Here is an 11,735-nt window from a genome sequence, read left to right on the forward strand (position 1 = left end):
GGCAGCAATGACGATGGGGGTTGAGGTTCCAGCGGCGCGACTCGCCCCCTATCCCTCCAGCCACGTATCCGCCCAGGACGACGTCGCCCATCGCGGATTGGTCGCCACGTTGTGCAGCTTGCGGCTGGCCACGGTGATGAAGGTGAACTCCGCCGCCACGATCAGCGGCAGCTGGTCGGCCGCGCGGGCCTGGAACTGCTGGTACAGCGCGATCCGCTTCGCCGGGTCCAGCTCCACCGCCGCCTGGTCGATCAGCGCGTTCATCGCCGCGTCGTCATAGCCGTACTGGTTGGCGAAGGGCACGCCGGCCGGCAGCCCGCCGCGGTACAGGATGGTGGTCGAGATCGCCGGGTCGTTGCGGTAGACCGGCGAGCCGATCGCCAGGTCGAAGTCGTGGTCGGTGTACACCGCCTTGATGTGCGCCGCGTCGTCATTGCCCACCAGCGTGGCGTCGATGCCCACCGCCTGCAGCGCCTGGCGCAGATAGTCGCCCATCTGGCGGGTCTGCTCGAACCACGGCGCCGGCAGCAGGCGGATGGCGAAGCGGGCGCCGCCGCCCTGGCGGGGATAGCCGGCCTCGTCCAGCAGCGCCTCGGCCTTCCTGGGGTCGAAGGCGTAGGTCGCGACATCGGCGGTGTAGAACGGCACCCCGGTCTTCGGCACCGGCCCGGTCGACGCCGCCGCGAAGCCGCGGAAGATGGTGTCGACGACATAGCCCTGGTCGATGGCATGGGCGATGGCGCGGCGCACGCGCACATCCGCCAGCTCCTTCCGGCGGTGGTTGACCTCGACCGTCAGCTGGTAGGTGATGCCCTCATAGCCCTTGCGCACCACCGCCAGGTCCGGCAGCGCCTTCAGCCGCTCCAGCTCCTCCAGCGGCACGGCGGAGAAGGCGGAGAGCTGGATCTCCCCCGCCTCATGCGCCGCGGCGATGGCGCCGCGGTCCGGCAGCACGCGGTAGACGATGCGGTCGAGATAGGGCTGGTTCTCGCCCCAGTAGCTGGGGTTCCGCTCCAGCAGGTAGTATTCGCCCGGCTTGTGCTCCTTGTACAGGAACGGGCCGGTGCCGATCAGCTGCTCGTTGTGCGGGTTCTTGTCGATATCGGTGCCGTCGAACAGGTGCTTGGGCAGCACCGCGGTCACCGCCGGCAGCGCGTTCTCGATCAGCTGCAGCGGGGTCGGCTGCCTGAAGCGGAAGATGGCGGTGCGGTCGTCCGGCGTGTCGACCGCGTCGAGGTCCTTGAACAGCACGCGGCCGAGATTCTGCTTCTTGGCCCAGATTTCGGTGGCGGACCAGGCGACGTCGGCCGCGGTGAAGGGCTTGCCGTCGTGCCAGGTGACGCCGTCGCGCAGGGTGAAGGTGATCGACCTGCCGTCGGGGCTGCCGGTCCAGCCGGTGGCCAGCAGCGGGGTCAGCTGGCCGTCATAGGCCATCTCGGCCAGCGGCTCGACCACCTTGCTGGCGACGTAGAACACGCCGTTGGAGGCGACGATCGCCGGGTTGAGGTTGCGCGGCTCGGTGTCGGCCGCGACGGTCAGGGTGCCGCCCTTCACCGGGTCCGCCGCCCGGCCGGGGACCGGGCGCAGCACCGCGAGCGCCGCGGCGGCGCTGACGCCGGACAGGAGGGCACGACGGGACAGCGGGAACCGGGCGGACATGGGGGCACCTCGTCAACGGATGCCGCAGTCTATCGGAGTGGCGGCGGCGGGCAAGGCGGGGCCGGCCCCCCCTGTGGAGACTGAACGATGCCGCGCGAGCGTTGCACCGATCGCCGCCCCCGTGGCAATACTCGGTGCGGAGGGCCGGCGGTCGAGGCGGCGCGCGCTTCCCGCCCGGGGCCCGGGTGCAGCAGGGATGACGATCATGGCCCATGACGAGATGGCGGCGCAGATCCACGGGAAGGCCGGCTTCATCGCCGCGCTGGACCAGAGCGGCGGGTCCACCCCGGGCGCCCTGCGCCTCTACGGCATCCCCGACAGCGCCTATAGCGGCGACGCCGAGATGTTCCGGCTGATGCACGAGATGCGGGTGCGGATCATGACCGCGCCGGCCTTCACCGGCGACAAGGTGATCGCCGCCATCCTGTTCGAGGCCACCATGGACGGCCAGGCCGGGGGCAAGGCGGTGCCGGACTTCCTGTGGCAGGACCGCGGCGTGGTGCCGTTCCTCAAGGTCGACAAGGGGCTGCAGCCCGAGGCCGACGGCGTCAGCCTGCTGAAGCCGATCCCGGGGCTCGACGCGCTCTTGGACCGCGCGAAGAAGCTCGGCGTCTACGGCACCAAGGCGCGGTCGGTCGCCAACCTGCCGTCGCCGGCCGGCATCGCCGCCCTGGTGGCGCAGCAGTTCGAGCTGGGGGCGCAGATCGCCGCCCACGGGCTGATGCCGATCCTCGAGCCCGAGGTGCTGATCAAGAGCCCGGACAAGCAGGGTGCCGAGACCATCCTGCGGGCGGAGATCCTGAAGCAGCTCGACGCGCTGCCGGCGGGCCGCCAGGTGATGCTGAAGCTGACCATCCCGGAGGAGCCGGATTTCTATGCGCCGCTGATCACCCATGACCGGGTGCTGCGGGTGGTCGCCCTGTCGGGCGGCTACACCCGCGCCGATGCCTGCCGCCGGCTGGCCGCCAACCACGGCATGATCGCCAGCTTCTCCCGCGCCCTGATCGGCGACCTGCGCCTGTCGATGACCGAGGCCGAATTCAACGCCGCGCTGACCACCGCGATCGACGAGATCTTCCAGGCCTCGACCGTGAAGCTGTGAGAGGCCGGGGCGGCGCCGGGCCGCCCCGCAGCCTCCGGGAACAATTCGTGACCATCGGGCATCGCAGGGGCTGGTTCCGGCGCCGCGGGTCCCTATAGTGCGCGCATGATCGCGCCCCCCGCCTTGTCCCTTCTGCTGCCGGATGCCGAGCCGCTGGTGCTGGCGCCCGAGGGCGGCGTGCTGCTGACCGCCGATGGCGAGCTGGCGGTGCTGACCCCGCCGGAGCTGCGCCGCCGTGTCGACGGGCCGCCGCTGCTGCTGTGCCACGCCCGCGCCATCGGCCGGCGCTGCGGCCTGGACGTGCTGGGCGCCTTCGACCTCTTGGAGCTGTTCGCCTTCGCCCGGCCCGGCCGCTTCTGCCGCCCGACGCCGCGCGGCCTGGCCGAGGCGCTGGGCCTGGCGGTGCCGACGACGCTGGAGGACCAGGCCATCGCCCTGCCCCGCATCGCCGAGACGCTGCTGCGCGGCCTCGGCGTGCCGGCCCCTGACGAACGCAGCGACCCGGCCGGTCTGGCGACCCGGATGGGCGAGGCCGGCTGGAGCTGGGCGCCCTATGTCCTGGCCGCGCTGGGGATGCGCGTGGCGGTCGACGACCACCGCAAGCGCGGCGCCTACCAGGTCTGGGCCCATCTGCCGGAATGGGAGGCCGAGCCGCCGAACCCGCCGCCGTCGCAGCATGGGGTCGACCCGCGCGAGGCCCGCGCCCGGCTGGCGCAGATGCTGGGCGAGGGCGCCGAGGCGCGGCCGCAGCAGGGCGACTATGCCAGCGCGGTCAGCGCCGCCTTCGCCCCGCGCCCGGCGCCGGACGATCCCACCGTGGTGCTGGCCCAGGCCGGCACCGGCACCGGCAAGACGCTGGGCTACCTCGCCCCCGCCACGGTCTGGGCCCAGAAGAACGGCGCCCCGGTCTGGGTCTCGACCTACACCCGCAACCTGCAGCACCAGATCGACGGCGAGATGGACCGGCTGTTCCCGGACCCCATCCTCAAGGCCCGCCAGGTGGTGCTGCGCAAGGGGCGCGAGAACTACCTGTGCCTGCTGAACTACGAGGACGCGGTGCGCGGCCTGGCGCTGAACCCGCGCGACGCGGTGCCGCTGGGGCTGATGGCGCGCTGGGCGGCGGCGACCCGCGACGGCGACCTGACCGGCGGCGACTTCCCGGGCTGGCTGGCCGACATCATCGGCCGGCCCAACAGCCTGGGCCTGGCCGACCGCCGCGGCGAATGCATCCATTCCGGCTGCGCCCACTACACCCGCTGCTTCATCGAGCGCGGCATCCGCCGGGCGCGCAAGGCGCAGATCGTGATCGCCAACCACGCGCTGGTGATGATCCAGGCGGCGCTGGGCGGCGCCGACGACCGCGACGCGCCCAGCCGCTATGTCTTCGACGAGGGCCACCACCTGTTCGAGGCCGCCGATTCGGCCTTCGCCGGCCACCTCACCGGGCTGGAGGCCACCGACCTGCGGCGCTGGCTGGTGGGGCATGAGGAGGGCGGGCGCCGCGCCAGCCGCGGCCGCGGCCTGCGCCGCCGGGTCGAGGATTTGCTGCCGGGCGAAGAGTCGCTGGTCACGCTGGACGACATCGAGCGCGCCGCCCGCGCCCTGCCCGGCCCGGGCTGGGGCCGGCGCATCCACGACGAATCGCCGCGCGGCCCGGCCGAGCAGTTCCTGGCCCTGGCCCGCGCCCAGGTCTATGCCCGCACCCAGGGCGCCGACGGGCCCTACAGCCTGGAATGCGACACCGCCGACCCGGTCGAGGGGCTGGTCGAAGCCGCCCTGGCGCTGGACGTCGCCTTGGCCGAGCTGCAGGCGCCGCTGCAGGCGCTGGCGAAGGCCTTCCGCGACCGGCTGGACGACGAGGCCGGGTCGCTCGACCCCAACCAGCGCCAGCGTCTGGACGCCTCCGCCCGGTCGCTGGAGCGCCGGGCGAAGATGGAGATCGGCGGCTGGCGCGGCATGCTGACATCCCTGAGCGAGCCGACGCCGCCCTGGCTGGTCGACTGGTTCGGGATCGAGCGGATCGAGGGCCGCGAGGTCGATTTCGGCTTCTACCGCCACCATGTCGACCCCACCCGGCCCTTCGTCGATGCGCTGGTGCGGCAGGCGCATGGCGTGGTCGTCACCTCGGCGACCCTGACCGACGGCGTCGGCGACCAGCCGGACGACTGGCGCGCGGCGGAGGACCGCACCGGCGCCGGCCACCTCGCCCGGCCGGCGATCCGCGCCCAGGTGCCCTCGCCCTTCGACTACCCCGCTTTGACCCGGGTGCTGATCGTGCGCGACGTCCGCAAGGACGATCTGGAGCAGGTGGGCGCCGCCTATCGCGAGCTGTTCCTGGCGGCGGGCGGCGGCGCACTGGGGCTGTTCACCGCCGTCACCCGGCTGCGCGCGGTGCACCACGCCTTGGCCCCGGCGCTGCAGGCGGCCGGCCTGCCGCTCTACGCCCAGCACCTCGACGGCATGGATGTCGGCACCCTGGTCGACATCTTCCGCGGCGAGACCGACGCCTGCCTGCTGGGCACCGATGCGGTGCGCGACGGCGTCGACGTGCCGGGCCGCGCCCTGCGGCTGATGGTGTTCGACCGGGTGCCCTGGCCGCGCCCGGACATCCTGTCCCGTGCCCGCGGCGTGCATTTCGGCAAGCAGCGCTGGAGCGACATGCAGACCCGGTTCCGGCTGAAGCAGGCCTTCGGCCGGCTGGTGCGCCGGGCCGACGACCGCGGCGTCTTCGTGCTCTTGGACCCGATGATGCCGACCCGCCTGTGCAGTGCCTTCCCGCCCGGGGTCGAGGTCCAGCGCATCGGCCTGGCCGAGGCGGTGGCGATCACCCGGGAGTTCTTGTCGGTTGCACCAGTGGCCGCGATTTCCCATCTAGACAGTCTAGACAGGAGCGATCGATGAGCTGGCAGCTGCAGGACGCAAAGAACCGCTTCAGCGAGGTGGTGGAGAAGGCCCTGACGGAAGGCCCGCAGCATGTTACCCGGCGCGGCAGGCCCGCCGTGGTCGTGATCGCCGAGGCGGAATACCAGAAGCTGCGCAAGCCGGGCCCCAGCTTCGTCGACCACCTGCTGGCCATGCCCAAGGTCGACATCGAGTTCGAGCGCGTGAATCCCCCGTCGCGCGACGTCGATCTGTGAGCCACCTGCTCGACACCAACATCCTGTCCGAACAATCGCGGAGCAGGCCTGACGCCAATCTGACCGCCTGGCTGGCCTCTCAAACTCCAGAATCGCTGTGGATCAGCGTCATCACCATCGGCAAGATCGAACGCGGGGTTGCCCGACTCGAAGCGCGCGAGCCGGAACGGGCGCAGCGTCTGGCTTCTTGGCTTGAGCGGACGGTCACGCACTTCCAGGATCGGATCATCCCGATGGACCAGGAGATCGCGCAGCGCTGGGGCCGGATGACGGCGGCGACGCCGGGGCTGGATGTCGATGCAATCATCGCCGCGACCGCTGCGGTCCGCGGCCTGACCGTCGCCACGGGGAACATCCGGGATTTCAGCCGTTTTGGCGTTGCGGTCGTCGATCCGTTTTCCCTATCGCCCTGACACGGCTTCGACCAACTCCGTCACCGCCTGCCCCAGCAGCGCCAAATCCTGCGGCCGGGACAGGCGGTGGTCGCCGTCCTTGACCAGGGTCAGGCGCACATCGGCGCCGGCCAGCGCCTCGGTCAGGCGCAGGCTCTGGCGCCAGGGCACGTCGGGGTCGGCCAGGCCGTGCAGCAGCCGCGCCGGGCCGGCGAAGGGCACCGGGCCGCGCAGCAGCAGGTGGGACCGCGCCTCCTGGATCAGCCGCCAGGTGATGCGGTAGGGGCCGTCGCCATAGGCCGAGGGCCGGTCGATGAAGCCGTCGCGGCGCATCCGCGCCAGCCCCATCTCGCCCAGCGCCGGCAGCATCAGGTCCTCGGTGAAGTCGGGCGCCGCGGCGATGCCGACCAGCCCCGCGATGCGGTCCGGCCGGGCGACCGCCGCGCAGGTCGCCACCCAGGCGCCCATCGACGACCCGACCAGGATCTGCGGCCCCGCCGTCAGCGTGTCGACCGCCGCCAGCGCGTCCGCGATCCAGTCGCCCAGCACCAGGTCCGGGAACACGCCGCCGGAGATGCCGTGGCCGCGGTAGTCGAAGCGCAGGAAGGCCAGGCCGCGGTCGGCCGCAAGGCCGTCGAGGAAGGTCGCCTTCTCGCCCGCCATGGCCGAGCGGAAGCCGCCGCAGAACACCAGCCCAGGCCGGCCGTCCCCCGCACCCGCGCGGCGGCGCCAGGCGACCGGTGTGCCGTCGGCCGCCGCGATGGTTCCGGTCTCCTCGCTCATGCCGTGGCCAGCAGTTCGCGGTACAGCGCGACATAGTCGACTGCCGCGCGCTCCCAGCTGAAATCCTGGGCCATGGCGCGGCGCTGCAACTGGCGCCACAGCCCCTGGTCGCGCCACAGGCCGCAGACCCAGCTGAGCGTGCCGGCCAAGGCCGACGCGGTCGGGTCGTCGAAGCTGAAGCCGGTGGCGCGGTCCTCCAGGATGGCGTCGTGGGTGGCGTTGACCACGGTGTCGGCCAGCCCGCCGGTGCGGCGCACCAGCGGCAGCGTGCCGTAGCGCAGGGCGTAGATCTGGGTCAGGCCGCAGGGTTCGGTGCGCGACGGCACCAGCAGCACGTCGGCCCCGGCCTGCAGCAGGTGCGACAGCGCCTCGTCATAGCCGATGCGGACGGCGACGTGGCCGGGATGCGCCGCGGCGGCGGCCTGGAACCCGGCTTCGAGCTCGGCGTCGCCGGAGCCTAGCAGCACCAGCCGCCCGCCGGCCGCGACCAGCGCCGGCAGGGCGTCGAGCAGCAGGTCGCAGCCCTTCTGCCCGGTCAGCCGGCTGACCATGGCGAACAGCGGCGCGCCGTCATCCGCAGGCAGGCCGAATTCGGCCAGCAGCGCCGCCTTCGACGCGGCCTTGCCGTCGAGGTCGTCCGGCCCGTAGGGCTGCGGCAGGTGCGGGTCGCGGCGCGGGTCCCAGATGGCGTAGTCGGCACCGTTGACGATGCCGACCAGATCCGCGGCGCGGCTGGCGAGCAAGCCCGCCAGGGCATAGCCGTATTCCGCCGTCTGGATCTCGCGCGCATAGGTGCGGCTGACCGTGGTGATGCGGTCGGCGTAGTAGAGGCCGGCCTTGAGGAAACCGACGCCGCCGAAATACTCCAGCCCCTGGATCGACAGGCTCTCCGGCGGCAGGCCGAGCTCCGCCGCCGCCGTCGCCGGAAACCAGCCGGGAAAGCCGATGTTGTGGATGGTGGTGACGGTGCGCGGCCGCCGGATGTCCGACTGGGCGGCGCCGGCCCAGAACGAAAGATAGGCCGGGGCGAGTCCGGCCTGCCAATCATGGCCGTGCACGATGTCGGGCCGCCAGCGCGGGTCGGCGCCGAGGCCGAGCCGGGCGGCCGCCCAGCCCAGCGCGGCGAAGCGGCGGTGGTTGTCCGGCCAGTCCAGCCGGTCGGGGCCGAGATAGGGGTTGCCCGGCCGGGCGAACAGGCCGGGGCAGTCGAGCAGGTAGGTCGGCACGGCGATGCCGTCGACCCGGGCCAGCAGCAGCCGCGCCGGCCCGCCGCCGAACAGGTCGGCATCCTGCAGCACCGTCTCGGCGCCCTGCGCCGCGTCCAGCATCGCCGGATAGGCCGGCACCAGCGGCCGCGCCGCGACCCCGGCCACCGCCAGCGCCGGCGGCAGCGCCGCGGCCACGTCGGCGAGGCCGCCGGTCTTCACCAGCGGATAGATCTCCGACACCGCGTGCAGGACCTTCATGGGGTCAGGCTCTCGCTTCAGGAAGGAGTGTCATCCCCGCGGAGGCGGGGCCTCCGCAGGATATCCGGCCCCGATCGTCATTGCGAGGAGGCGAAGCCGACGAAGCAATCCATGGGGCCGGTGCAAACGGCACGATGAATTGCTTCGCTGCGCTCGCAATGACGACTTTGGCGATTCCGAAAGAGCCCTGCCGTCCGCCACAGGAGCGGTTCAGGCTCCGCCCCCTCACTCCAGCGCGTCGATCATCGGCTGGGTGATCAGGACGACGCCGGTCTCGCTGCGGTGGAAGCGGCGGGCATCGGCCTCGGGGTCCTCGCCCACCACCAGCCCTTCCGGGATGCGGACGCCGTGGTCGATCACCACCCGGGTCAGCCGGGCGTGGCGGCCGATGTCGCATTCCGGCAGCACCACCGCCTCATGCAGCTTGGCGAAGGAGTTGACCCGCACCTTCGAGAACAGCACCGACTGGCGGACGGTCGAGCCGGAGACGACGCAGCCGCCGGAGACGGTGCTGTTCACCGCCTTGCCGACCCGGGCCCCGTCCTCGAACACGAACTTCGCTGGCGGCAACTGCTCCTGATAGGTGTGGATCGGCCAGTCGCGGTCGTAGAGGTCCAGCGCCGGGGTCACCGTGGTCAGGTCCATGTTGGCGGCCCAGTAGGCGTCGATGGTGCCGACGTCGCGCCAGTAGGGTTCGGCGTAGCTGGGGTTCGGGATCGCGCTTTCCGAGAAGCGGTGCGCCCGGACATGGGCCGAATCGACCAGGAAGGGCACGATGTTCTTGCCGAAGTCGTGCTCCGAGGTCGGGTCGGCGGCGTCGCGGCGCAGCTGCTCGGCCAGGAAGCGCATGCTGAAGACATAGATGCCCATGCTGGCCAGGGCGATGTCCGGCCGGCCCGGCATCGCCGGCGGATCGGCCGGCTTCTCCAGGAAGCTGGTGACGCGCCACTGGTCGTTGACATGCATCACGCCGAAGGCCGTCGCCTCCATGCGCGGGACCTCGACGCAGCCGACCGTCACATCCGCGCCGGTGCGGACGTGGTCTTCGATCATCGCGGCGTAGTCCATCTTGTAGACATGGTCGCCGGCGAGGATCAGCACATGGTCCGGCCCCTCGGCCTCGAAGATGTCGAGGTTCTGCCAGACCGCATCGGCGGTGCCGCGGTACCACATCGCCTCGTCCACCCGCTGCTGCGCCGGCAGCAGGTCGACGAACTCATGCATCTCGGCCCGCAGATAGCCCCAGCCGCGCTGCAGGTGGCGCAGCAGGCTGTGCGACTTGTACTGGGTCAGCACATAGATGCGGCGGATGCCGGAATTGATGCAGTTCGACAGGGCGAAGTCGATGATCCGGAACTTGCCGCCGAAATAGACCGCGGGCTTGGCCCTGCGGTCGGTCAGCTGTTTGAGCCGGCTGCCCCGCCCCCCGGCCAGGACCAGGGCGATGGTGCGCTTCGGAAGCTGGCGGATCGGACCTTCGTCGCGCATCTGGGACCTCCCGGTTCCACGCTATTTCCCGGAGAGTAACATCAGGATTTGCGATCCCGCACCGTCCCGTCGCGTCAAACTTCGCTAATTATCGTGCAAGTTTCGGGGAGTGCCGTCAGCCGGGTGGAAACTGGGGCGCATAGATCGCCAGCAGCAGCGACAGGGTCAGCACCGAGACCACGGTGTTGACCAGGATCACCGCCGAGGTGCGCTCGACATAGACGCCGTAGCGCTGGGCGACGACGAAGGTCAGCGCCCCGGTCGGCAGGGCGGCGAGGATCACGGCGCTGGCGGTCCAGAACGGGTCCATCGGGAACACGGTCACGGCCAGGCCCCAGGTGATCAGCGGCTGCCACAACAGCTTGAGCACGGTGATCCAGCCGACCTCGCCCAGCCCGGTGCGCAGCGCCTGCCCGGCCATGAACAGGCCGATGGCGAACAGCGCGCAGGGGCTGGCGGCGCCGCCCAGCAGGGACAGCATGGTGACCGCCGGGGCCGGCACCGACAGCCCGGCCCAGGACCAGCCGACGCCGAGCACCGGCGCCACCACCAGCGGGTTCTTCAACAGCGCCACCAGCACGTCGCGCAGCGCGCGCAAAATGCCGCGGCCGCTGCTGCCGGTGAGTTCGAGCGAGACCACGGCGATGCCGACGCAGACCACGCTCATGATCACGGTGGCCAGCGAGGCCGGCGGCAGGCCGCGGGTCGGGCCGAAGGCGGCGACGAACAGCGGGATGCCCATGTAGCCGGTGTTGGAGAAGCCGGCATTCATGCCCTGCATCGTGGCCTCGCCGGCATCGGCGCGATGCAGCAGCGCGCCGAGCACCGAGCCGATCAGCCACACCGCCAGGACGCCGCCGAGGAAGGCGCCGATGAAGTTGAGGTTCAGGATGTGCTGCACCGGCGTCCGCGCCATGGCCAGGAACAGCAGCGCCGGCAGCGCGATCCAGTAGACGAAGGCGTTCAGCGCCGCGGACTGGCTGCGGCCGAGCAGCCGGATGCGCCCGACGAAGAAGCCGAGGAAGATGATGCCGAAGACCGGCAACGCGACATCGATGACCGCCTGCATGGCCCCGTCATGCCATGCCCGCCCCGGACGGGGAAGCGCGGTTGTCGTCGCGCCCTCTGAAGGCGATCCGAAGGCGGGCCCGGGGCGGGTCGCCTTGACGTTCCACGGTGATCCACGGCATATCCGGGACGCGTCCTTGCCCTCGACTCGCCGCGCTTCCCGGAGACTGCCATGACGACCGACGCCCACGGCGCCCTGATCTACACCATGGTGCTCGCCTCCGTGGCCGACACGAACATGACCGACGCGGAGCTCGAGACCCTGTCGGAGATGGTCCGCTTCCTGCCGGTGTTCCGGGATTTCGACGTCGCCCGTATGCCGGACCTGACCCGCGACTGCATCGACCTGCTGCAGGAGGATGACGGCATCGACCGCGCCCTCGACATCATCTCCGAGGTCCTGCCGGAGCACCTGCACGAGACCGCCTACGCCATCGCCTGCGACGTGGTAGCGGCCGACGGCAGCGCCAGCCAGCCGGAGCTGCGGCTGCTGGAGCTGATGCGCGACCGCTTCGGGGTCGACCGGCTGGTGGCGTCGGCGATCGAGCGCAGCTCCGGCGCCCGGCACCGCACCTTGTAACCACGACGACAGCGCGCGGCGGCGCCAGCCGACCGAGCCCAGACAGCACAGGGGGACGCA

General features: G+C 71.6%; 10 protein-coding genes. 5 read left to right on the forward strand and 5 right to left on the reverse strand.

Annotated features, from left to right (window positions below; all coding sequences use genetic code 11):
- Nucleotides 1–48: 48 nt before the first annotated feature.
- Complete coding sequence (locus E9232_RS23005; RefSeq protein WP_309797887.1) at nucleotides 49–1,659, reverse strand: ABC transporter substrate-binding protein; 1,611 nt, start codon at nucleotides 1,657–1,659, stop codon at nucleotides 49–51.
- A 205-nt stretch (nucleotides 1,660–1,864) separates the two neighbouring features.
- Here E9232_RS23005 and E9232_RS23010 point away from each other — a divergent pair, with 205 nt between their 5' ends.
- From E9232_RS23010 to E9232_RS23025, 4 genes are all read left to right on the forward strand, one after another.
- Nucleotides 1,865–2,761 carry a fructose bisphosphate aldolase gene (locus E9232_RS23010; RefSeq protein WP_309797890.1) on the forward strand — a complete coding sequence of 299 codons (897 nt, stop codon included), beginning with the start codon at nucleotides 1,865–1,867 and terminating at the stop codon, nucleotides 2,759–2,761.
- A 105-nt stretch (nucleotides 2,762–2,866) separates the two neighbouring features.
- Nucleotides 2,867–5,662, forward strand: a complete 2,796-nt coding sequence (locus E9232_RS23015; protein ID WP_309797892.1) for an ATP-dependent DNA helicase — start codon at nucleotides 2,867–2,869, stop codon at nucleotides 5,660–5,662.
- Nucleotides 5,659–5,898, forward strand: coding sequence for a type II toxin-antitoxin system Phd/YefM family antitoxin (locus E9232_RS23020; protein ID WP_309797894.1), 240 nt, complete (start codon nucleotides 5,659–5,661; stop codon nucleotides 5,896–5,898). The genes E9232_RS23015 and E9232_RS23020 overlap by 4 nt, the downstream gene beginning before the upstream one ends.
- Nucleotides 5,895–6,311, forward strand: a complete 417-nt coding sequence (locus E9232_RS23025) for a type II toxin-antitoxin system VapC family toxin (RefSeq protein ID WP_309797896.1) — start codon at nucleotides 5,895–5,897, stop codon at nucleotides 6,309–6,311. Before E9232_RS23020 ends, E9232_RS23025 begins: the two co-directional genes overlap by 4 nt.
- On the opposite strand, the gene E9232_RS23030 is transcribed toward E9232_RS23025, so the two are convergent.
- The 4 genes from E9232_RS23030 to E9232_RS23045 all read right to left on the reverse strand — a co-directional run bounded on the left by E9232_RS23030 (nucleotide 6,300) and on the right by E9232_RS23045 (nucleotide 11,096).
- Nucleotides 6,300–7,073: an alpha/beta hydrolase family protein gene (locus tag E9232_RS23030; RefSeq protein WP_309797899.1), complete on the reverse strand. Its 774-nt coding sequence runs from the start codon at nucleotides 7,071–7,073 to the stop codon at nucleotides 6,300–6,302. The genes E9232_RS23025 and E9232_RS23030 overlap by 12 nt on opposite strands.
- A complete protein-coding gene (gene glgA / locus E9232_RS23035) occupies nucleotides 7,070–8,539 on the reverse strand; it encodes a glycogen synthase GlgA (protein WP_309797902.1) in 1,470 nt (489 codons plus the stop codon). The genes E9232_RS23030 and glgA overlap by 4 nt, the downstream gene beginning before the upstream one ends.
- Nucleotides 8,540–8,764: 225 nt before the next feature.
- Complete coding sequence (glgC, locus tag E9232_RS23040) at nucleotides 8,765–10,027, reverse strand: glucose-1-phosphate adenylyltransferase (RefSeq protein WP_309797904.1); 1,263 nt, start codon at nucleotides 10,025–10,027, stop codon at nucleotides 8,765–8,767.
- A 115-nt stretch (nucleotides 10,028–10,142) separates the two neighbouring features.
- Nucleotides 10,143–11,096 (reverse strand): AEC family transporter, encoded by a 954-nt coding sequence (locus tag E9232_RS23045; RefSeq protein WP_309797909.1) that lies wholly within the window; start codon nucleotides 11,094–11,096, stop codon nucleotides 10,143–10,145.
- A gap of 171 nt (nucleotides 11,097–11,267) precedes the next feature.
- Here E9232_RS23045 and E9232_RS23050 point away from each other — a divergent pair, with 171 nt between their 5' ends.
- Complete coding sequence (locus tag E9232_RS23050) at nucleotides 11,268–11,675, forward strand: tellurite resistance TerB family protein (RefSeq protein ID WP_309797911.1); 408 nt, start codon at nucleotides 11,268–11,270, stop codon at nucleotides 11,673–11,675.
- Nucleotides 11,676–11,735: the final 60 nt, after the last annotated feature.

Source organism: Inquilinus ginsengisoli, from assembly GCF_031453975.1.
Lineage (GTDB): Bacteria > Pseudomonadota > Alphaproteobacteria > DSM-16000 > Inquilinaceae > Inquilinus > Inquilinus ginsengisoli_A.

Excerpts from the sequence above, each read along its gene's own strand:
- E9232_RS23005 (WP_309797887.1), bottom strand. The coding sequence starts at position 1,659 with ATGTCCGCCCGGTTCCCGCTGTCCCGTCGTGCCCTCCTGTCCGGCGTC.
- E9232_RS23010 (WP_309797890.1), top strand. The coding sequence starts at position 1,865 with ATGGCCCATGACGAGATGGCGGCGCAGATCCACGGGAAGGCCGGCTTC.
- E9232_RS23015 (WP_309797892.1), top strand. The coding sequence starts at position 2,867 with ATGATCGCGCCCCCCGCCTTGTCCCTTCTGCTGCCGGATGCCGAGCCG.
- E9232_RS23020 (WP_309797894.1), top strand. The coding sequence starts at position 5,659 with ATGAGCTGGCAGCTGCAGGACGCAAAGAACCGCTTCAGCGAGGTGGTG.
- E9232_RS23030 (WP_309797899.1), bottom strand. The coding sequence starts at position 7,073 with ATGAGCGAGGAGACCGGAACCATCGCGGCGGCCGACGGCACACCGGTC.
- glgA (WP_309797902.1), bottom strand. The coding sequence starts at position 8,539 with ATGAAGGTCCTGCACGCGGTGTCGGAGATCTATCCGCTGGTGAAGACC.
- glgC (WP_309797904.1), bottom strand. The coding sequence starts at position 10,027 with ATGCGCGACGAAGGTCCGATCCGCCAGCTTCCGAAGCGCACCATCGCC.
- E9232_RS23045 (WP_309797909.1), bottom strand. The coding sequence starts at position 11,096 with ATGCAGGCGGTCATCGATGTCGCGTTGCCGGTCTTCGGCATCATCTTC.
- E9232_RS23050 (WP_309797911.1), top strand. The coding sequence starts at position 11,268 with ATGACGACCGACGCCCACGGCGCCCTGATCTACACCATGGTGCTCGCC.